This window comes from Nocardia pneumoniae NBRC 100136, assembly GCF_000308755.1.
In the GTDB taxonomy this organism is placed as follows: Bacteria; Actinomycetota; Actinomycetes; order Mycobacteriales; family Mycobacteriaceae; genus Nocardia; species Nocardia pneumoniae.
Window position 1 is genome coordinate 53,956 of sequence record NZ_BAGF01000023.1, and the last position, 21,061, is coordinate 75,016.

Below are 21,061 nucleotides of genomic sequence, written 5' to 3' on the forward strand. Positions count from 1 at the left end.
AATGGCGCCTTCCCAGGAGGGATTCGAGGGCTGTGCTCAGGTGCGGTCGGGCTCCTGGCGGTCGTCTCGGACGCCGATCCAGGCGTAGTCGCGCGCCCGGGTGATCGCCACGAGCTTCTGCCGGTCGGCGAGCTCGGCACGCTCGCGGTTCGCGCCGGTCGGCGGCTGGGCGCCGCCGGACCAGGTCGGGTGGAAGACGGCCGCGAAGTCGAGTCCCTTGGCGCGGTGGACGGTGCCCACTTTGACCGCGGCGCAGGGGGTTCCGTCGTACTCCGTCAGGGGCAGCGTCGCGATGCCGACCGCGTCCAGTCCGCCGATGAGCCGGTCGGCCTCCAGATTCGTCCTGGTCAGCACCGCGATGTCGGACAGCGGTCGGCCGCACTCGCGAATGCCGGTCACCAGTGCGCTCTCCAGGTAGTGGTCGGGTCCGCGCCAGATGTGCACCGCGCCGTCGGGCAGTGTCACGTCGGCGTCACGCAGCGCCACCCCGGACTCGCCGTCGAAATCGCCGAGGGCGTTCACCGCGTCGATTCCCGCCGCGTTTTCCCAGATGCGACGGCGATTGCGGTAGTTCACCCTGAGGATCTCGCCGCGGCCGCGCAAGGTGATGCCCGCGTCGGCCATCCGCCAGCCGCCCGCGTACACCTGTTGCTGGCCGTCGCCGAGCAGTAGCAGCGGACTCGATCCGTTTCCACCAGCGATGGCGTGGGCCAGCCGGAGCCCGGCCAGCGTCATGTCCTGCACCTCGTCGACCACGACCGCGTCGTACGGTTGCGCGAGCGGTTCGTTGCGAATCTCGGCCAGCGCGATGGCGATGACGTCGCTGTAGTCGGAAATGCCACGCTCACGCATCTCGCGGACGTACGGGACATAGAGCTTGTGCCATACTTCGGCGCGTTGGGCATCGTCGAGTCGGATGCCATTGCGGTCGTGGCGTTCCGCGCTCTGATAGACGTCGAGATCATTGATCTCGCGGCCTTTGATGACGCGGTCGATCTCCTCACGCCAGTAGCTGTCGTGCGGTTCTATGGTCTCGAAATCGGCTCTCGCTCGCTCCCACACCCGGGCGAAAACGCGATCGGCGCCGACCGGGTCGAGCCGCGGTCGCGAGATCCGCTGCCCGATAAAATCCAGCGCCCAGGAATGCAAACCGGCGAATTGGACACGTCCCTCCGTACCGGGCGCGAGCTGGCGGAAATACGTTTCCTGGCAGTTGGCCAGCGTCTTGACGAAAGTCGTGTACAGCTGACGTCCGGTGGATCGTTTCGCCTGCCTGGCCATGCGATGCAGCGCCACGACCGTCTTGCCCGTGCCTGCCGGCCCGGCCAGGCGTGCCGGCCCCGTGTACGTGCGCGACACCAGCGCCTCCTGGTCGGGATCGAGGAAGGTCATCCAGTGCTGGAACGGCCGGTGCAGTGCCGCATCGCGCTGTGCGGCGGTGACGTCGGACCGGTCGAGCAGGGCTGGAGCTTCGTGCGGCGGTTCCTCGATCTCCACCAGGTCGTACTCGACGGCCTGGTCGGCGACCGTGCTCGCGATCGCGTGCACCCGGCTCGGCCGCAACTGCCGATGACGTGCGCGGATCACCCGATCGAGCTCGGCGGGCGCGGCGAGGGCGAACCTGCCGTCCGCGCGGACGCCGATCTCGCCGGGAACGAGCAGCACGATCTGCACGTCGTGCGGAACGACCTTCTCTCGCCCGAACTGCACCCTGCCGAACTTCGCCTCGGCATGACGGCGGATTCCGTCCAGCCGGGCGGGCACGTCCTCGGCGAACCGCAACGCGAAGAGTCCGGTGCCGCAGATCAGCAGCGCGTGGGCGTGGTCGTCCGGCGGGTGCGCCGCGTTTCGATGAACGAGTAGACGCCGGTCCGGCTCCGCCAGCGCTTCGGCGAGAAACGACTGCTGCCGCGCGGTCAGTCCGGGAATGCGGCTGATCGCGTCCGCCACGCGCCCGGACCAGCTGTCGGCTCCACCCTGACCACCGGTGTGGCTGTGCTCAATTTCCGCTCGCCCCATGGAATCCCCCTTCCGGCGCACACCTACCCGGTATTCGACGGTAAAGACCGGGCGTCGAGGAAGGAATGGGTCGGCGGCTGTTCTGGGCAACCGTTATCGAAATGGGTGAATCGGAGGCTGGACCGTTGTCGCCCTGTCACCCGAATGTGTTGTGCTGCTCTGTTGTTCCGTTCGAACCCGCGCGACGCAGCGCGGTAGGCGTTGTGCCCCACCATCTCCGGGCGCACCGGGTGAATGTCGCCTGCTCCGATAGCCCGATCAGCGAGGCGATCTGACTCATCGGCATATCCGTCGTGGTCAGGTACCGCCGCGCCGCATCTCTGCGGACCTCGTCCAGGATCGCGGCGAACGAGGTGTGCTCGGCGGCCAGACGCCGTTGCAGCGTGCGCGGATGCACCGTCAGAAGCCGCGCCACAGCGCCGATTTCCGGAGCCGCCGTGCCGAGCAGCTGCCGCACGGCCGCGCGCACCTTGGGCGCGATCGCCGCGTGCGCGCCGCCGGACTGCTCGGCGAGGAACGCCATGGCCAGCCGATGCAGGTTCTCGTCGCCGCCGGTGAGTGGGCGGGTCGCCAGGCTGCGCGGCACCCGCAGCGCCGCGGCCGGACGTTCGACGCGCACCGGCGCGCCGAAGAACTCCTCGTAGCTCGCGACCGGCGCCTCCGGACGGTAGGGCAACTCGACCGAACGCAATCCGTAGCGGTCGTCCACCAGGCGTTGGATGGTGCGATGCACGAACGCCAGCCCCAGGTCGGTGCCCTGGACGGGGGTCGGCCGGTCCGGCCGCACCGCGTACCGCAGCGCGATCACGCCGCGCTCGCCATAAGGATCCGGTTCCAGCGTGAGGCTGAGCGAACGCGCGTGCAGGAACAGATACCGCGCCGCGCACTCGAGCGCGTCGGCCACCGAAGGCGAGTTCCGGATGGCCAGCGCCAGCGGACCGAGCATGTCGAGGTCTTGGCGGTGCGAAATCCGCAGGCCCAGGTCAGGACAGTGCAGCTGGTGCGCGGCCAGCTCCAGCACGGCGGCCACCCGCTGGTCGGGCACCAGCAGGTCATCGGCGTCGAGCGCGGCGACAGGCAGGTCACAGGCCGTGGCCAGCGCCTCGGCGTCCCCGCCCAGCTCGGCCACGGTGGCGCGGAACCCGCGCAGGCCCGCCGACCGAATCACCGACATGTCGTCGAGAATCAAATAGTTGTCGCCCGAAGTCAAGGATGCGGCAGGTTCGGCTCGCACACTGGAGGAATGACGGAGACCCTCGCACCGCCGGAACACCTCGATGTCGTGATCGTCGGCGCCGGCCTGTCCGGCATCGGCGCGGCTTACCGGCTGCAGACCGAATGCCGCGGAAAGACGTACGCCATTCTGGAGGCGCGGGACACGCTCGGCGGCACCTGGGATCTGTTCCGGTATCCGGGTGTTCGCTCGGACTCCGACATGTTCACCCTCGGCTATCCCTTCAAGCCGTGGCTGGAGTCCAAGTCGCTCGCCGATGGCCCGTCGATCCTGCGCTACGTCACCGAAACCGCGGCGGAATCGGGCATCGACCGGCACATCCGCTACCGCACAAAGCTGCTCGCCGCGGACTGGGACAGTCACGCCGCGTGCTGGACGCTGACGCTCGAGCACCGCGACGCGGAGGGCGCCGTCGAAACCCGGACCCTCACCTGCGGCTTCCTGTATTCCTGCGCCGGGTACTACGACTACGAGCGGCCGCACGCGCCGGAATTCCCCGGCATCTCCTCCTTCTCCGGAACGGTGGTGCACCCGCAGTTCTGGCCGGAGGACCTCGACTACCGCGGCAAGCGCGTCGTCGTGATCGGCAGCGGCGCCACCGCGGTGACGCTGGTTCCCGCGCTGGCCGAGCAGGCGGAACTGGTGACGATGCTGCAACGCACACCCACCTGGATCAGCGCCGTACCGGGCCGCGACAAGCTTGCCGACAAGATTCGCGCCTGGCTTCCGGCGAAGCTCGCGCACAGGGCGATTCGCACCAAGAACATCTTGTTCGCCATCGGCTTCTATCAGTACTGCCGTCGCCGCCCAGAAGCCGCGCGAAAACTGCTCACCGGCCTCACCGCGCGAATCCTGAAGGACGACAAGCTCGTCGCCGAGCACTTCACGCCCAGCTACAACCCGTGGGATCAGCGCCTGTGCGCCGTGCCCGACGCGGACTTCTTCAAGGCGATGAGGAAGGGCACGGCCGAGGTCGTCACCGATCACATCGATACCTTCGTGCCGGAGGGCATTCGGCTGACGTCCGGCCGAGTGCTGGAGGCGGATGTCGTGGTCACCGCCACGGGTCTGCGACTGCTCGCCTTCGGCGGCGTCGCCCTGAGCGTCGACGGCGCGCGGGTCGCGCTGTCCGAGCAGTTCGTCTGGCAGGGGACCATGATCACCGGCGTCCCCAATTTCGCCGTCTGCATCGGGTACACCAACGCCTCGTGGACGTTGCGCGCCGACCTCACGTCCCGGCTGGTCTGCAAGGTGCTCGCCCACATGGATCGCAAGGGCCATGCCGCCGTGGTGCCCACGCCGCGGGGCAAGCTGGACGAGCGTCCGCTGCTGGATCTGGCCTCCGGCTATATCCAGCGTTCGATCGGCGAGTTCCCGCGCCAGGGTGACCGTCATCCGTGGCGTGTCCGGCAGAACTATCTGCTCGATTCGGCCATCACCCTGCGCACGGACCTGGGCAAGACGCTCAGGCCGACGCCGCAATCCGCTGTCCGCCATCGGGTGTCCGTTTCCTAGCGCTGTCCAAACGCCCTTCCTGATGGACTGTGCGCCGGGCCACGTCGCAGTGGCCCGACGTCCAACGGAAAGGGTTATCCGACATGACGAGATTCCTTCGAGCAACGGTCGCACTCGGCGGCCTGGTCGCCGCGGGCGCGCTGCTGGTTCCGGCGACCGCTTCCGCGCAGCCGGGTCCTGGAGGCGGGCTGCTGGAGACGACGTGCAGCTTCGCGCAGATCGATGCCGCCGCGCACGCCCAGTTCCCGGAGTTCGCCGCCCGCCTCGACGCGCACCCCGAGCGGAAGGCCAAGCTCCAGGAGTTCCTCGGCCTGCCGGTCGATCAGCGCAAGCAGCGGGCGAAGGAATTCCTGGACACGCACCCGGACGCCAAGCGCAAGTTCGACGAGCACCGGGATTCGCCGCGGGCGCAGGAACACCGGGACAAGGTGCGGGTCGTCCTCGACACCTGCCACAACTACTGAGCACGGGACGGGCGAGGTGTCGGACTCGCCCGTCCCTGCGTGTCACCCCCGGGCGAGTGGGAGATCCACCGTCACCGCGAGCCCGCCGTCCGGGCGCGCCACCGCACGGACCGCCCCGCCATGAGCCTGCGCGACCGAGCGAACGATGGACAAACCCAGCCCGGCGCCGCGCGACCCGGAGTCGGCGAGCCGCTCCGAGGTGGCCAGCCTACGGAACGGTTCGAAGAGCCCGTCCACTTCGAAGGCCGGGACCGGCGGGCCGCTGTTCTCGACGGTGAGTTCGGCATGGTCACCGGCGGTGCGGGAACGGACGGTCACCCAACCGTGTTCGGGCAGGTTGTAGCGGACGGCGTTGTCGAGCAGATTGTGAGCGAGGCGTTCCAGCAGCAGCCGGTCGCCGACGACCGGGGCGGGCTCGAGGTCGGCGGTGACCCGGACGTCGATCCGGTCCGCGTGCGCGGCGACCGCGTCCCCGGCGATGTCGGCGAGATCGGCGCGGCGGTGCTCGGTCAGCCGCTGTTCGGTCGTGGCCAGCACCAAGAGGCCGTCGATGAGCCGTTCATGGCGGTGGTTGACCTCGAGCAGTGTGCAGCCGAGCCTGCGGGTGGATTCGGGGACGTCCGGATCGTCCAGCGCCACTTCGATCAGCGTCCGGTTGATGGTCAGCGGTGTGCGCAGTTCGTGCGAGGCGTTCGCGACGAACCGGCGTTGCCCGTCGAACGCGCGGTCCAGGCGCTCCAGCATCGCGTCGAAAGTATCGGCGAGATCCTTGATTTCGTCCTGCGGTCCGTCGAGGGCGATGCGCTCGTGCAGGCTGGTGTCGGCCACCCGCCGGGCGGTCGCGGTGATGCGTTGCAGCGGGTGCAGGGCGCGTCCGGCCATCAACCAGCCGAAGCCACCCGCGGCGATCCCCACCGCGCCCAGGGACACCAGTGACCACATCAGCATGGCGCGCAACGTGTCCCGCCGATTCTGCTCGGCCTGCTCGGTGAGCGCCTGGTACAGCTCCGGGGAGACCCGGGTGCGGGTCCGCTCGGCACGGTTGGCGAGGAACTCCTGCACTATTTTGTGCGCCGCGGCTCCGGGCCGTCGCTCCAGTGACTGGTTCAGATAGAAGTACATCAACGCGATGAGCACGGCGCCCGCGACGAAGAACGCCGTCGCGTACAGCAGCGTGAGCCGCAGCCGGATCGTGCGCCCGCTCATCGGATCCGGTATCCCACGCCGGGCTCGGTCTCGATCACCTGCGGCTCGCCCAACTTCCGCCGCACGTTCATGATCGTGTACCGCACCACGCCGGTGAACGGGTCGATGTGCTCGTCCCACGCCTTCTCCAGCAGCTGCTCCGCCGACACCACGCCGCCGTCCGCGCGCAGCAATTCGGCCAGCACCGCGAACTCTTTGCGCGACAACGAGACCGGTTCGCCGTCTCGGGTGACGACGAAACGATGCGGGTCGAGACGGATACCGGACCGTTCCAGCACCGGGGGAGCGGCGCTGCGCGCGCGTCGCCCGAGCGCCTGAATACGGGCGACCAGCTCGGCGAACGCGAACGGCTTCGTCAGATAGTCGTCGGCGCCGAGGCCCAGGCCCGCAACCCGCTCGGCCACTGCGCTCGCGGCCGTCAGCATCAGAATCCGTGCCGCGCCGTCCGACTCGACCAGAGTGCCGCAGACCGAATCGCCGGACATCTTCGGGAGGTCCCGATCGAGCACCACCACGTCGTAGTCGTTGACCTGCGCGCGCTCCAGCGCCGCGGCGCCGTCGTACACCACGTCCACCGCCATCGCGTGCCGACGCAGGCCGTCGGCGATCGCGTCGGCCAGCAATTTCTCGTCCTCCACCACAAGTACCCGCACCCCGCCATCGTGCCTGCTGTCGCCGTTGGGCGGCTGTTAGGCGTACCTCTGCCTTCGCTCCGGCCGTGCGCGTTATGCGTACCCTTCGTGTCTTTGCTGCGGCTGTGGGTGTTGTGCGTGCCTTCGTGTCTTTGCTGCGGCTGTGCGTGTTGTGTGCCTTCGCTGCGGCCGTGCGCGGGCTGAGGACGGACTACGTCCGCCAGCGTCGTTGGTGCGGTGGCGGGCAGGGTGCATCCGAGTAGGCTCGGGCACGATCGGCACCCGACCTCAGGAGAAACCGGCATGGCAGGCGACTGGAACACCCGGATCATCGACGAATTCCGTGCCAACCAGGGCAAGGTCGGCGGTCCCTTCGAGGGCCGTGAGCTACTGCTGCTCACCACGACCGGCGCCAGGTCCGGGCTCCCGCGCACCAACCCCCTCGCCTTCATCCGCGACGGCGACGACATCGTCGTGATCGCCTCCAAGGCAGGCGCGCCCACCAATCCCGACTGGTTCCACAACATACGCGCCAATCCCGAAGTGACGCTCGAGATAGGCACCGACACGGTGAAGGCGACGGCAACCCCGATCACCGAGGGACCCGAACGCGATCGCCTCTACGCGGCCATGGTCGCGGTCATGCCCGGCTTCGCCGAGTACCAGGAAAAGACGGACCGGGTGATCCCGGTCGTCAAACTCACCCGGCAGTGAGCTGGCTGCCCGCGGGCACCGGTCCGGTGTGCCCGGCCGGGCGGCTCGGACTCGTTCGCCGCACCGGCGTCGAGCTGTTCGCGTGTTTCAGCCCGCGGTGATTCCGGTGATCAGGGTTTGATCGGCGCCGGTCCGAGTGGTGATGAACTGCGTGAAGGTGTTCGTCTCCTCGCCGGGGAACTGCTGGGTCAGCCGGACTTCCCACCGATCCTGTCCGGCGGGACTGTCGCCCGCGCGGGTGATTCGCACGCAATAGCGGGTGCCGGCCGGAACCTGGTTGATGCCGCGCTGGATCTGCTCGGCGGGTGATACCGCCGCGTCCGGCGCGACCACCGCACGGGCCCGGTACCCGGAACGCTCGGCGTAATAGGCGTACTCGAAGGCGAGGATGGCATCGGGGCCGTTGCCGGTGCCCCCCGGGTCGGTGCCGGAGACGACGTCGGGTGTGCGCCGCTGCTCGCATCCCGGCGTCGCGATCGCCCACGGCGGTTTGGCCCAGGTCGTGGATGTCGAGGTGGACTGTGCGGAACCGGCGGCGCGTGCGGGTGAGGTCGACGCCGCCGTGCGCGTCTTCGTGTCGGAACCGTAGATGATGGTGAGCCCGATCGAGACGGTGGCGGCCGCGATACCGAGCACGATCAGCACGGTCAGCGACCGGTTGCGGCGCGACTGATCTCCGTGCCGCCGGGGATGGCGCACCGGGGTGCCGGGATGGATGCCGGATCGATTGATGATCGCGGGCACCGCGCCGCTGCTCTGTGCCGTGGGTGTTTCCGGCTCGGCGGGCGCGCTGCGCTGCTCCGGGGCAGGCGTTTCCGGCTGCTGCTCGGCGGGTGGGGCCGGTTCGAGCCATTGCTCCCACTCGCCGAAGCGCGGCCGCGTGCTCTCCTTGTCCGGTGCGGGTGGCGGCTCGGCGGCCGCGAACTCCGGTTCGCGACGGCGAATCATCTTGCGGCGGCCGTGCGGACGACGCCGCTTCGACGGCTTCGGCGGGGGAATGCGCAGCATCGGCAGACCCGTGTCGAACGGATTGCCGTGGCTGGCGGCCTGACCGGGATGCTCCCGGTCAGGAGGCGTCATCGTCGAATTCGCCCAGCACCGGCACCACCGCCGTCACGGAGGAGGGAATGGTCACGCCCAGCTGGCCGTCGCGCGGCTTGTGTTCCTGGTCGTTACCGCCCGGAGGCGGCGCCGGTGGCAGCACCATGCCGCCCGGCGAGCCGGGATGGCCAGGATGATCCGCGCGACCCGACGGTGCGGGCGGGTCGAAGGCGGGTGGTGCTCCGGCGGGCGCGGGCCTGCTCTCCGGCTTCGGCGCGTCCGATCGGGCGGTGGGCGCGGAATTGTTCGGCGAGACCGAATTCGGGCCGCTGGAGGATGGCTTGTCGTTCGAGCCGCCGAAGTCGAACAGCTTCGAGGAGTTCTTCGACTCGTCGCCGTTCGCGCCGGAGTTCGTGGTGGAGCCGGGGTTGATCAGCTCGGGAATCGCCTTGTCCGCCGACGCCGCGACGGTGTCGATGGTGTGCATGCCGACTTCGGCGATCTTGTCGATGATGTGCGTGCCGATGTCGACGCCCGCGTTGATGGCCGTGCTGCCGAGCTGCACTCCCGCGGCGATGAGCTGCTGCTGCAACTGCAGTTGCGCGGCCATGGCCGGGTCCATCGGCTGTGTGGTCGCCGGTGCGGTGGTGCCAGGCGCGAATTGGCCTGTGGTTCCCGGCTGTACGGTCCCGCCCTGTGCGACGCCGGATGGCGCGGTCACGGTGAGCGGTCCCATCTCATCGAGTCTTCTGGTGTGGTCGTTCATTTCGGTGCGTGCCGCGGTCACCGTGGTGATGGCGTCACGCAGCGCCTGGGAGGCGCGCGCGATGACGGCGTCGGTCTCCGGCGCCGAGCTCGCGTTGTCCAGGATCTCGCGCGCGTCGCGCCGGAACTCCGCGATGATCTGGTCGACGCGCTGGGCCGCGCGCCCGGAGGTCGCGTGCGCGTCGGCGAGGACGGACAGGTAGGCGGGACCGCGATCGGAGATGTCGCCGATCTGGGTTTGCGTCGTGCGCAGCGCGGGCACCGCCGCGTCGGCGCCACGCGAGGTCCAGGTCGACTCCAAGGCGTGCAAGCCTTCGCGGTGTGGACCTTCGGTGTCGGCCGCCTGCGTGGTGGCGGCCGAAAGGGCGCTGGTCGCCGTGGCATTCGGGACGCCGACACCGGTGCCGAGCGAGGAACGCAACGTCAGCAGCGGACGCACCAGCGCGGCGACGATCGGCGGATCGACGCCCGGTTCGGTGCTCGGCCTCTTCGGCGTCTCGGCGGCGGGCTGGGTGGCGTGCGACCGTTTCCGCAGTCCCATCAGGCTTCTCATGCCAGTGCCTCCCCGGCTTGGGTGATGACGCCCGCCGTGGCGGCGTCGACGCCCTGTGCCTGCTCGCTGTATCCGCGCAGGACCTGGCCGTAGGCGCTGACCAGTTGTCCGGCGGTCGACAGCGCCTGCGCGTGTTCGGACACCGCCGCGGAGAACCGCGCCGCGAATTCCGCGCCGACCAGCCCGAGGTCGGCGGCCAACTGGTCCGGATTCACCGCGCCGGAGGCGACCGCCGCCGCCGACGCCAATTGTTTGGATACCGCGTCCGCGATCGCGGTGTAGGCGGCCACCGCCGCCGGGTCGAGCTCGAGCGTGTTCACTGTTCCCCTCCCGGATCCCAGTCCGTCGCTGCCGCGCCATGATTCACGTCCAAGGGTACTGTGCCGACTCGCTATGAGGCGCCCGATCCTGGGTGGTCCGTTCCAGCTCACCATGTGACGGATGCCCGGTTCGGATTCTCGGAGCGTGGTCCGATCCTCGTCGGCAGTGTGTGCGGTCGATCGACGCGCCTGATCACGACCCCTCCCGCACTCCACTCGCCAACCCCGTGGACAGCCGGTCACCGGGGCAAACGCGCACGTGGCGAGATTGTTATGGCGAACAACAAATTGACTATTGTGCGCTCCGTCACAGTCGGATATGTTGCCGTGAACAACATTCGCTCCACTCCGACCGGCCGGAGCACGTCCCGGCCGGTGAATGAAAGGCCCACTCATGCGTAAGGGCATGTTCAGCGCCGCGGCGTTGTCGGTCGCGCTCATGGCCGCACTCACCGCGTGCGGCGACGACTCAGCGGATTCCGGGAAAGCGCAGATCGGCGTGATCCTCCCGGACAGCAAGACGTCCGCACGCTGGGAGACGGCGGACCGGAAGTACTTGCAGCAGGCGTTCGACGCCGCCGGTGTCAAGGCGGATATCCAGAACGCCCAAGGCGACAAGAACGCCTTCCAGACCATCGCCGACCAGATGATCACCAACGGCGCCTCGGTGCTGGTGATGACCAACCTGGACAGCGGCACCGGCAAGGCGGTGATCCAGAAGGCGAAAGCCCAGGGCGTCACCGTGATCGACTACGACCGGCTCACGCTCGGCGGCGGCGCGCAGTACTACGTCTCCTTCGACAACGTAAAGGTAGGCACGCTGCTCGGTGAGGGAGTAGCGAAGTGCCTCGCCGACCGCAACGCGGTGCGTCCCGTCGTCGCGTACCTCAACGGCGGTCCGACCGACAACAACGCCACCTTGCTGAAGACCGGCTACGACGGCGTGCTGAAGCCCAGATTCGACGCGGGCCAATACCTGAAGGGCCCGGATCAGGCCGTACCGGAATGGAACAACATCATCGCGGGCACCATCTTCGAGCAGATGCTCACCGGACGGCCCGACATCGCGGGCGTGGTCGCCGCGAACGACGGACTGGCCAACGCCGCGATCGCGGTGCTGAAGAAGCAGAAGCTCAACGGCCAGGTGCCGGTCAGCGGGCAGGACGCGACCGTCCAGGGCTTGCAGAACGTGCTCACCGGCGATCAGTGCATGACCGTCTACAAAGCCATCCAGAAAGAGGCGGAGGCGACCGCGAAACTCGCTGTCGCTCTGGCGAAGGGGGAGCGGGGCACGACCAACGGCACGGTGCGCGACCCGGAGTCGAACGCCGACGTTCCCTCCGTGCTGCTGGAACCGAAGCCGATCTACGCGCAGAACGTCAAGGACGTGGTTGCCGACGGCTACGTCACCAGGGACGAGCTGTGCGCGGGCGAGTTCGCGAAACTCTGCGCGGACAACGGGATCTGATACCGCACGCCCCTTCCGCGGTTCGATGAGGGGACAGCGGAAGGGGCCCCATCCCTTTCGGAGGAGCTACCCCATGCCCGAACTGCCGGTCATCGAATTACGGGGAGTAGAGAAGAGTTTCGGCCCGGTCCACGTCCTGCACGACGTCGCCTTCACCGCCTATCCCGGCGAGGTCACCGCGCTCGTCGGCGACAACGGCGCGGGCAAGTCCACGCTGGTCAAGTGTATCGGCGGCACCCATCCCATCGACGCGGGCGAGTTCCTGTTCGAGGGCAGGCCGGTGCAGGTGCACAATCCGCGCGACGCGGCCGCGCTCGGCATCGAGATCGTCTACCAGGATCTCGCGCTCTGCGACAACCTGGACATCGTCCAGAACATGTTTCTCGGCCGGGAGCGCAGGCACGGCCTCGTCCTGGACGAGTACGCGATGGAAGAACTCGCCCTCGAGACGTTGGCGAGCCTGTCGGTGCGCACCGTCAAGTCGGTCCGGCAGCAGGTGTCGAGCCTGTCCGGCGGCCAGCGCCAGACGGTGGCCATCGCGAAAGCCGTGCTGTGGAACAGCAAAGTGGTGATCCTCGACGAGCCGACCGCCGCGCTGGGCGTCGCGCAGACCCAGCAGGTGCTCGAACTGGTCCGCCGGCTCGCCGACCAGGGCCTCGCGGTGGTGCTGATCTCGCACAACATGAACGACGTCTTCGCGGTGTCCGACCGGATCGCCGCGCTCTACCTGGGCCGGATGGCGGCCCAGGTCCGGACCTCCGACGTGACGCACGCGCAGGTCGTCGAATTGATCACGGCAGGCCGCAGCGGCGCGCTCGGCCTCGAAGCGAGCGGAGTCATCCGATGAGCGCGGTAGCGACCCAACAGCGACCGGCGGTGGCGCCGGTGTCCGATCTGGTGACCGGTTACGTCGGACGGCTGCGCGGCGGCGACATGGGCGCGCTGCCGTCGGTGATCGCGCTCGTCGTGCTGTCGGCGCTCTTCTGGGCGGCGCGCCCGGTCTTCATGTCCGAGGCCAACTTCGCCAACCTGTTCACCCAGGGGGCGGCGATCGCGGTGATCGCGATGGGCTTGATCTTCGTCCTGTTACTGGGCGAGATCGATCTGTCGGCCGGGTTCACCAGCGGTGTCTGCGCCGCTGTGCTCGCCGTGCTGCTCACCGACAAGGGATGGCCGTGGTATCTGGCCGTGGGGGCCGCGCTGCTCACCGGCGTGGCGATCGGGCTCGTCATCGGCACGGTCGTGGTGAAGATCGGCATTCCGTCGTTCGTGGTGACGCTGGCCGCGTTTCTGGCCCTGCAGGGCGTCGCCCTGAAGATCATGGACAACGGCCGCAATATCGCCATCCGCGACGAGACCATCGTGGCGATCGCGAACAAGAACGTGCCCCCACTGCTGGGGTGGGCGCTGTATGCCGTCCTCGTGGCCGGGTTCGCGATCGTCCAGTACCGGAAGCTGCGGGCCCGCACGAAACTCGGGCTCACCGGTGCGACGGCGTCGGTGGTCGCGGTGCGCGTCGCGATGCTGGCGATCGTGGCGGGCGCGGCGGTGCTGGTGCTCAACGGCGAGCGCAGCCGCAATCCGGAGTTGCATTCGCTGACCGGCATGCCCATCGTGGTGCCGCTGATCGCCGCGTTATTGCTGCTGTGGACATTCGTGCTCGACCGCACCTCGTTCGGCAGGCACATCTACGCGGTCGGCGGCAACGCGGAGGCGGCCCGGCGGGCGGGCATCGCGGTGGACCGGGTGAAAATCACCGCGTTCGTGCTGTGTTCGACGATGGCGGCGATCGGCGGACTGATCGCGGCCTCGCGGGCGAACTCCGTCGATCCGAACACCGGCGGCAGCGACGTGCTGCTCACCGCGGTCGGCGCGGCGGTGATCGGCGGCACCAGCCTGTTCGGCGGACGCGGGCGAATGCTGGACGCGGTGCTCGGCGCCGCGGTGGTCGCGGTGATCAACAACGGGATGGGGCTGATGGGCTACAGCGCGGGCACGAAATTCGTTGTGACAGGATTCGTGCTGCTCTTGGCCGCCGGAGTGGACGCGCTCTCCCGTAGGCGCGCACTCCAGCATCGATGAATCCCGTATCCCCCGACGAAAGCACGGTGAATGCGAGCAGCACCTTCCCCCGAGGAGATCCGCACGCGTAATCTCGCCACGCTGCTGCGGCACGTCCACCGCGACGGCGCGGTGTCGCGTGCGACCCTCGCCGAGCGAATGGGCTTGAATCGCAGCACCATCCTCGCCCTGACCACCGACCTGGCCGCCGCGGGTTTGGTGAGCGAGGAGCTACCCGGCCAGACCGGCCGGGCGGGCAGGCCGTCCCTGGTGGTGCGGCCGAGGGAGCGACGCGTGTACGTCGTCGCGCTCGACGTCGGCGCGGACCGGCTCGCCGCCGCACGGGTCGGGCTGGGCGGTACGGTGCTCGATCGTAGCGAGACCGCCCGGCCCAGCGGCGCGTTCGACCCGGATGACGTGATCGCCGCGCTGGTGGGGATGGCCCGCGCGATGATCGAGGCGGCCGCGCCGGATTCGGTCTGCGTCGGCGTCGGCGTCGCGTTCTGCGGCATGGTTCGCGAGGAGGACGGCGTCGTCCGGTACGGGCCCAACATCGGCTGGGTGGACGTCGCGTTCGGCGCGAAGATGACCGAGGAACTCGACCTCGGGCTGCGGGTCGCGGTCGGCAACAACGCCAACCTCGGCGCGCTGGCCGAACGCGAACGCGGGGTGGGCGAAGGCCTGGCGAATCTGATCTACCTGCACGGCGATGTCGGCATCGGCGGCGGCATCATCATGAACGGCGAGCTGCTCGGCGGCGAAGGCGGTTACTGCGGGGAGGTCGGGCACATGATCGTGAACCCGCGCGGGCGGCCCTGCGCGTGCGGTTCGCGCGGTTGTTTCGAGGCCGAGGCGGGCGAACTCGGGTTGATCGCGGCGGCGGGACGCACCGATCCGCCGGGGCAGGCGGCGGTCGACGCGATCGTCGAGGCCGCCGCCCGCGGCGACGCGGCCGCCAGGGACGCGCTGCACCAGGTCGGCGAATGGCTGGGCTACGGCGTCGCCAACCTGGTCAACATCTTCAATCCGTCCATGGTGGTCTTCGGCGGCGTGCTGCGCGAGATCTATCTCGCTTCCGCGGCGCAGGTGCGCAGCCGGGTGGCGGTGAACGGCCTGCAGGCCGTCCGCGAACGGGTCCGGTTGCGCACCAGCGCGCTCGGCGGCGACGCGACCGTGATCGGTGCCGCTGAGCTGGCTTTCACCGATGTGCTGACCGATCCGTTGCAGACGCTGGCCCGCACCGCCGCCGCGCGCGCCTGACATCGCGTTCCTCGCTTGCTCGGCGGCGTTTCTGTCGCTGATCGGTCAGGTCTCGAGCGTCACCGGAAGCGCGGCCAAACCGTGGGCACGCCAGGAATCACGGTAGGTCAATTCGGCCTCGGGGATGGCCAGTCGTGCCTTCGGGTAGCGCGCGAAGAATTCCGGGACGACGGCGTCCACGATGAGGTCGGCGGCCTGCGCACCGAGACAATAGTGCGGTCCGCGACCGAACATGAGGCTCGGTCTGCCCGCGCGTGCGGGAGCGGAGTCGGCGCCGAATAGCGACAGCAAGACCGTGTCGCCGCGAGGGATGGTGTGGCCGCCGACGATCAGATCGGTCACCGCGAAGCGGCGGATGGCGAACGGGAGGGGATTGGCTCGCTCCATCAGGTCGCGGCGGCGCATCGACCAGTCGGCCGCCGCGATGCCGCCGGAGCCGAGCAGGGCCGCGATCAGATTGCCGCACAGATGTACCGCGTTCTCCAGACCGGCCAGCATCATCAGGAAGGCCAGCGAAACGAGTTCGTCCTCGGACAGCGTTCGGGCATCGTCGGCGCGCAGCCATCCGCTGAGCAGATCCTCGCCCGGCGCGGCGCGCTTCGCGGCGACGAGATCGGTGAAGGTCGCCGTCAGCCAGCCGATCGCCGCGACGAGCCGCCGCCCGGACTCGGGCGACGCGGCGTCGAACGTCACCATGGTCGTGGCGGCGTCACGCAGGTCCGGATGCAGATCCGCTGGCACACCGAGCAATTCGCCGATGACCAAGGCGGGCACCGGGACGCAGAGGCGATCCAGGAGATCGACCGCTTCGCCCGGGGCCGCGTCCAGACCGTCGAACGTCCGATCGGCGATCCGGCGCACCACCGGTGGAAGGTTCGCGGCCGCGCCCCGCGAGAACGCGGGCGCGGCAAGCCGCCTGATCCGCCCGTGTTCGTCGCCGTCCATATTGAGCAGATTGCGGTCCAGCGCGGGCGGCAGCGCGAAGCCCGCGTAGCCGCCGCCGGAGTGCCGCTTGTCCAGGCCGAGCCGTTCGTCCGCGAGCAGGGCGGCTACCTCGTCGTATCCCGCGACGACCCAAACCCGCTGTCCGCCAGGCAGTTCGGTTTGCCGCACCGAGCCGCGCCAGCCCGCGTGCTCGTCCCACCGTTCCCGCGCCGCCGTTCCGATCGTCCACACCACACCCACCATATTGCTGTCGTCCTCGAAGAACAGGCAGCTGCCTCCGGCTCGCTCCGGCCCGGTGCGGGCTGAGGACGGACGCCGTCCGGCAGTGTCTCTTCTGCAGCTGCGTCCGGCTCGCTCAGGCCCGGTGCAATCCGACCGCTCGCTCGATTTCACGCGCCGGACGCGGAAAGGTGCGCGGCGAGCAGTCGCACGCGCACCCTTTGTTCGGCGGTGGTCTCGTCGGGATGGTGGATCTCGATGCTGAGCCGGTCGTCGAAGGTGCTGATGATGATGGTGCCGCTCGGCTGCTGGAGCCGGTGTCCGGTCTTGTCCGGCTTGCCGAGCATGATCGAGCGGAAATCGGTGACCCGCAGCGCGTCCGGCACCCGTGGCCTGCGCACCCGGCCCCAGTTGGTGGCGAGCACGATTCCCGGCGCGCTCGGCGGAGGCCCCGCGGCGATCTCGGGTATGTGCAGCGGGGTCTGCTGCACGATGCCCGAGCGGAGCCCGGCGCGCAACGCGTCGCTGATGCCGCGGGCCAGCTCCACCAGCGTCGCGCCGGAGGGCGGCACGAAATTCGCGAAGCCGAGGACGTTGGTGCCCTCGGTCATGCCGATCGGCGGCCGCACCCGGGTACGCAGGTCGACCGAGTAGGTGTAGCTCAGCTCGGTCAGCGGCAGGCCGCGCAGTTCGGCCTCGGTGAGCAGGATCGCGGCGGAGGCGAGGCCGTTGATCGTGGTCTTCTCCCGGTGCCCGAGTTCGACCAGCGCCGCGGTCTGCCCCCGGGTCAGCCTGCAGCGGGCCGTGCGGGGCAGTTGGTAGTCGGAATCCTCCTGGCGGCAGGTGATCTGAGCGACGCCGACCGGGCGGGGCGGCAGCGCGGGCGTGTCGCTCTTCTCGACGCCGCGCTCGCGCAGCAGCTCCTCCACCGATCTGGGGAATCCGTGCGAGGCCAGGTCGGGCGGGCAGCCCCGGGTGAGGTCGGTGTAGCAGGACCACAGCTCGGCGAACACGGCCAGCGAATGGTAGGCATCCGCGATGCTGTGGTGGGTCACCAAGGTGACCCCCGCGTTTTCACCGTCGCGTACCACGCACAGCGTCCCGAGCGTTCTGCGCTGATCCAACTGGGCGCCGGTGAGCAACTGCTCGGGATCGCCGTCGGCGACCGAGATATCCGGCGGCGCTCCCGGTGCTTCGAGCAGCAGATGCCCGCCGTGCCCGTCCGATTCCAGGCGGGCGCCGAGGATGGGCCGGGCGCGGACCACGGCCTCGAACGCGGCCGACAGCGCGGTGAGATCCAACCGACCGGCCACCCGGATCGAATAGCCGACGAGGACTTCGCTGTTGGCGAAGATCGCCTCGCTCGGCGCCAGCGGACGGATGACGGTTGCTGCGGTCATGTCGCTTCCTCCACCTGAGCCTGTCGGAGAGGCTAGTCCGAAGCCCGGACGCGCCAGGCACTTTCGGCACCATCACCTCAGCTCTCTATCGAGCAAACGACCAGTGCTGTTTCGGATCGTTGCCACAACGACACCTGCTCGCGACCGAGCGTCGACGTGGACGCCCGCGGATAGCCGGGACGCGTCTAGAGTGCTACTCTAGAGCCCTGCTCTAGAGGAGGCTGTCATGACCGAACTCGTCACCTACCGGCTCGACGACGGTGTCGCCACGATCGCATTGGACGACGGCAAGGCGAATGTCATGTCCGAGAACATGATTCGCGACATCGCCGCCGCGCTGGACCGCGCCGAGGCGGATCGGGCTGTCGTCCTGCTCACCGGGCGGTCGCGCATGTTCTCCGCGGGCTACGACCTGGCGACCTTCTCTCGCTCACCGGGCGACATCCGCCGAACCCTGCGCGCGGGAGGCGAGCTGGTCCATCGACTGCTCGGATTTCCGTTTCCCGTGGTCGCCGCCTGCCCCGGGCATGCGATCGCCCAGGGCGCATTCACGCTGCTGGCTACGGACGTGCGCTTCGGCGTCGCCGGGGAGTTCAAACTGGGCCTCAACGAGGTCGCGATCGGATTGACCATTCCGCACTACGGAGTGGAGGTGGCGCGGCATCGGCTCACTGCGCCCGGATTCGACCGGGCCGCGAACACCGGAATCCTGGTCGGCCCCGAGCTGGCCAGGGAATGGGGATTTCTCGATGAGCTCGTCGCCGACGCGGACGAACTGCACACCCGCGCCACGGCGGAAGCGCGCCGGTTGACCGGAATCGACCTGGCGGCGCATGCGGCGACCAAGCTGCGGGTGCGCGCCCAGGTGCTCGCGGCGGTGCGATCCGGGATCGATACCGAGTTCAGGGCCTAACGTGGCCGCGGGCACCCGGGAGCGGATCTTGGCCGAGGCTACTGAACAGCTTCTGGCCAAGGGCTATGCGGCATTCACCGTGGCGGGCGTACGCGATCGGCTCGGCTTGTCCAGCGGCAGCATGTTCCACGCGTTCGCTTCCAAGGCCGAACTGGCGGCGGCGGTGTACGTCCGCGGCATGCTGAACTATCAGCGCACGGTGCTCGAGCGCCTCGATGCTCCGGAGGCAGGCGCCGAGCAGGCGATCCGCGGGATGCTCGATGCTCATCTCGGTTGGGTCGAAGATCATCGCGAGCTCGCCCGCTTCCTGTTCGCCACCCTGCCGGACGAGGTCGCGCGCGCCGTGGAACCCGAACTGGCTCAGCACAATCGGGCATTCTTTGCCGCGTTGGCGCGCCGGTACCGAGAACTGCTCGGCGAGGTGGACGTGGGTGATCACGGCTATCCGGTGGCGCATGCGATCTGCGTCGGACCGGCGCAGGAGTACTGCCGCCAATGGGTGCGCGGACGCGTCACGGCGCCTCCGCGCGCGCTGGCGCCGATCTTGCAGGAGGCGGCCGTCGCCGCACTCGCGACGCTGACGCGATAGCCGATCGGGTACCACGCGGCGGCCGCGCAAACGATGGCAGTGTGTTTCCGCAGGCGAGGGGAGGTGTCGGCAGGGGATCGACGTGATCGACAGGGTGCAAGAGCGCTATCCGCCTGGCGCAGGCCGATTGCGTGGCTTGCCCGCGAGAGTCGTCGTCTTGCCGATGTTCGCGGGATTCGGCGCTGTGACAGGGAGACTCGCGACTGCGCCGGTACGGCGCGCGTTGGTGGCGTCACCGGCGGCGGAAGGTTGCCCGCGCAGCCGGATGTTCAGACCGGTTGCGCGGGGGCGGGACGTGATCGACAGTGGTTGTCGAGTTACGGGTGCGGCGACGGGAGGCCACCATGGACCGCGCGGACGTGGTTGTCGTCGGTGCAGGCTACGCGGGGCTGTGTGCGGCGCGTGCGTTGCGGGCGGCCGGACGCGACGTCGTCGTCCTGGAAGCCGCTGATCGGGTCGGCGGCCGGACGCTCACCGCGCGAGTCGGCGACGGATGGGCCGTTGATCTGGGCGGACAGTGGATCTCGGGCGCGCACACCAGGTTCGCCGCGCTGGCCGAGGAGTACGGCGCCGCGACCTATGCGCCGCCGAGCGGGATCGACTTGCTGGTCGAAGGCGTGGTGCGGCGTCCGTTCACCGGCGCGCGTCCGCCACTGCCCACGCTCGTCCTGATAGTGCTGGCCCAGGCCATGTGGCGGCTGGAACGGATGGCCGCCCGCGTCGACCTGGCGCGCCCGTGGACCACGCCCGGCGCGGATCGCCTCGACGCGATGACGGCGGCGACCTGGTTGCGCCGGAATCTGCCCGAGCGGCGCGCTCGCCACCTGGCCGAGGTGATGATCGGCGAAGAGCTGTGCGTCGATGTCGGCAGCGTCTCGATGCTCGGGCTGCTGACCACGATCCGGTCGGCGGGCGGCGTCGACGCCGGGATCACGGCCGAGACGGTGACCCGGCTGTTCGTCGACGGAGCCGATGGACCCGCGATGGCCATCGGCGTGGAGTTGGGCCGGGCGCTGCGTCTCGGCGCTGCCGTCACGTCGATCCGGCAGCAGGCGGACGGCGTCCGTGTCGGCGGAGCGTTCGGTGCCGTGCACGCCGAGCACGTGATCGTCGCCGTGCCGCCGGCCATCGCGGGACGCATCGCCTACGATCCGCCGCTGCCCGCGGCCCGCGACCAACTGACCCAGCGCGTGCCGATGGGGTCGGTGCTGAAATCGTTCGCTGTCTACGAGCGGCCGTTCTGGCGCGAGGAAGGGCTCACCGGCCAGTCGCTGAACCCGCACGATCCGGTGCCGGTGAGCTTCGACGCCACCCGCCCCGGCGGGCCCGGTGTGCTCGGCGCGCTGGTTCCCGGTCGCGCCGCCCAGCGGCTCACCGCGCTGCCCGCATCCGAGCGGCGGGCCATGATCGTCGGTTCGCTCGTGCGAGCCTTCGGGCACGCCGCCCGCGACCCGATCGAGTGGCACGAAAAGATCTGGGCCGACGATCCGCACACTCGCGGCGGCTACGGCGCCTACTTCCCGCCCGGCGTGCTGACCACCTTGGGTTCGGCACTGCGGCAACCGGTCGGAGCGATCCACTGGGCGGGCAGCGAAACCGCCACGGAGTGGTCGGGCTACATCGAGGGAGCGATCCGCTCCGGTGAGCGCGCGGCGGCCGAAGTGCTGGCGTTACATCGATCCGTGACCGCGGCGTGACCGTCCGGGTAGCCGGAATGCTGGTTCGGGCCGACGCCGAGGGACC

Annotated in this window: 19 protein-coding genes; 10 read left to right on the plus strand and 9 right to left on the minus strand. The window is 69.3% G+C overall.

Annotated elements, in window-relative coordinates; genetic code table 11:
* Positions 1-36: 36 nt before the first annotated feature.
* Positions 37-2,019: a UvrD-helicase domain-containing protein gene (locus tag ON34_RS05775; RefSeq protein WP_051022179.1), complete on the minus strand. Its 1,983-nt coding sequence runs from the start codon at positions 2,017-2,019 to the stop codon at positions 37-39.
* A 136-nt stretch (positions 2,020-2,155) separates the two neighbouring features.
* Positions 2,156-3,193: an AraC family transcriptional regulator gene (locus ON34_RS05780; protein ID WP_040775388.1), complete on the minus strand. Its 1,038-nt coding sequence runs from the start codon at positions 3,191-3,193 to the stop codon at positions 2,156-2,158.
* Positions 3,194-3,262: 69 nt separating this feature from the next.
* Between ON34_RS05780 and ON34_RS05785 the strand changes: the two genes are divergently transcribed.
* Together ON34_RS05785 and ON34_RS05790 are read left to right on the plus strand one after the other, a co-directional pair.
* Positions 3,263-4,768: a flavin-containing monooxygenase gene (locus ON34_RS05785; RefSeq protein ID WP_040775158.1), complete on the plus strand. Its 1,506-nt coding sequence runs from the start codon at positions 3,263-3,265 to the stop codon at positions 4,766-4,768.
* Positions 4,769-4,851: 83 nt separating this feature from the next.
* Positions 4,852-5,232 (plus strand): hemophore-related protein, encoded by a 381-nt coding sequence (locus ON34_RS05790; RefSeq protein ID WP_040775160.1) that lies wholly within the window; start codon positions 4,852-4,854, stop codon positions 5,230-5,232.
* A 42-nt stretch (positions 5,233-5,274) separates the two neighbouring features.
* Here the strand turns inward: ON34_RS05790 and ON34_RS05795 are convergent, their stop codons facing one another.
* A complete protein-coding gene (locus ON34_RS05795; protein WP_040775163.1) occupies positions 5,275-6,438 on the minus strand; it encodes a sensor histidine kinase in 1,164 nt (387 codons plus the stop codon).
* On the minus strand, positions 6,435-7,091 hold the full coding sequence (locus ON34_RS05800; RefSeq protein WP_040775164.1) for a response regulator transcription factor: 657 nt from the start codon (positions 7,089-7,091) through the stop codon (positions 6,435-6,437). Before ON34_RS05800 ends, ON34_RS05795 begins: the two co-directional genes overlap by 4 nt.
* Before the next feature lie 282 nt (positions 7,092-7,373).
* Here ON34_RS05800 and ON34_RS05805 point away from each other — a divergent pair, with 282 nt between their 5' ends.
* Positions 7,374-7,784: a nitroreductase family deazaflavin-dependent oxidoreductase gene (locus ON34_RS05805; protein ID WP_040775166.1), complete on the plus strand. Its 411-nt coding sequence runs from the start codon at positions 7,374-7,376 to the stop codon at positions 7,782-7,784.
* An 87-nt stretch (positions 7,785-7,871) separates the two neighbouring features.
* Here the strand turns inward: ON34_RS05805 and ON34_RS33340 are convergent, their stop codons facing one another.
* The 3 genes from ON34_RS33340 to ON34_RS05820 are packed head-to-tail and all read right to left on the minus strand — an operon-like array spanning position 7,872 to position 10,463.
* Positions 7,872-8,864 (minus strand): DUF8176 domain-containing protein, encoded by a 993-nt coding sequence (locus tag ON34_RS33340; protein WP_051022180.1) that lies wholly within the window; start codon positions 8,862-8,864, stop codon positions 7,872-7,874.
* Positions 8,851-10,143, minus strand: coding sequence for a hypothetical protein (locus tag ON34_RS05815; protein WP_040775168.1), 1,293 nt, complete (start codon positions 10,141-10,143; stop codon positions 8,851-8,853). The genes ON34_RS33340 and ON34_RS05815 overlap by 14 nt, the downstream gene beginning before the upstream one ends.
* Positions 10,140-10,463: a hypothetical protein gene (locus ON34_RS05820; protein WP_040775170.1), complete on the minus strand. Its 324-nt coding sequence runs from the start codon at positions 10,461-10,463 to the stop codon at positions 10,140-10,142. Before ON34_RS05820 ends, ON34_RS05815 begins: the two co-directional genes overlap by 4 nt.
* Before the next feature lie 394 nt (positions 10,464-10,857).
* On the opposite strand from ON34_RS05820, the gene ON34_RS05825 reads away from it, so the two are divergent.
* The 4 genes from ON34_RS05825 to ON34_RS05840 all read left to right on the plus strand — a co-directional run bounded on the left by ON34_RS05825 (position 10,858) and on the right by ON34_RS05840 (position 15,252).
* Complete coding sequence (locus tag ON34_RS05825) at positions 10,858-11,931, plus strand: sugar ABC transporter substrate-binding protein (RefSeq protein ID WP_040775393.1); 1,074 nt, start codon at positions 10,858-10,860, stop codon at positions 11,929-11,931.
* Positions 11,932-12,004: 73 nt separating this feature from the next.
* Positions 12,005-12,778 (plus strand): ATP-binding cassette domain-containing protein, encoded by a 774-nt coding sequence (locus tag ON34_RS05830; RefSeq protein ID WP_040775172.1) that lies wholly within the window; start codon positions 12,005-12,007, stop codon positions 12,776-12,778.
* Entirely contained in the window at positions 12,775-14,013 is a 1,239-nt protein-coding gene (locus ON34_RS05835) for a sugar ABC transporter permease (RefSeq protein ID WP_040775173.1), read from the plus strand. The genes ON34_RS05830 and ON34_RS05835 overlap by 4 nt, the downstream gene beginning before the upstream one ends.
* Before the next feature lie 30 nt (positions 14,014-14,043).
* On the plus strand, positions 14,044-15,252 hold the full coding sequence (locus ON34_RS05840; RefSeq protein WP_040775175.1) for an ROK family transcriptional regulator: 1,209 nt from the start codon (positions 14,044-14,046) through the stop codon (positions 15,250-15,252).
* 45 nt (positions 15,253-15,297) lie between these two features.
* Here ON34_RS05840 and ON34_RS05845 read toward each other — a convergent pair whose 3' ends face one another.
* Positions 15,298-16,428 carry a cytochrome P450 family protein gene (locus ON34_RS05845; protein ID WP_157172184.1) on the minus strand — a complete coding sequence of 377 codons (1,131 nt, stop codon included), beginning with the start codon at positions 16,426-16,428 and terminating at the stop codon, positions 15,298-15,300.
* 158 nt (positions 16,429-16,586) lie between these two features.
* Positions 16,587-17,816, minus strand: coding sequence for a phthiocerol/phthiodiolone dimycocerosyl transferase family protein (locus tag ON34_RS05850; RefSeq protein ID WP_051022182.1), 1,230 nt, complete (start codon positions 17,814-17,816; stop codon positions 16,587-16,589).
* Between the two features lie 226 nt (positions 17,817-18,042).
* Here ON34_RS05850 and ON34_RS05855 point away from each other — a divergent pair, with 226 nt between their 5' ends.
* The 3 genes from ON34_RS05855 (at position 18,043) to ON34_RS05865 (ending at position 21,015) form a co-directional block, all read left to right on the plus strand.
* Positions 18,043-18,729 (plus strand): crotonase/enoyl-CoA hydratase family protein, encoded by a 687-nt coding sequence (locus tag ON34_RS05855; protein ID WP_040775177.1) that lies wholly within the window; start codon positions 18,043-18,045, stop codon positions 18,727-18,729.
* Between the two features lie 28 nt (positions 18,730-18,757).
* Entirely contained in the window at positions 18,758-19,318 is a 561-nt protein-coding gene (locus ON34_RS33345) for a TetR/AcrR family transcriptional regulator (RefSeq protein ID WP_157172185.1), read from the plus strand.
* Between the two features lie 344 nt (positions 19,319-19,662).
* Entirely contained in the window at positions 19,663-21,015 is a 1,353-nt protein-coding gene (locus ON34_RS05865; RefSeq protein WP_040775406.1) for a flavin monoamine oxidase family protein, read from the plus strand.
* Positions 21,016-21,061: the final 46 nt, after the last annotated feature.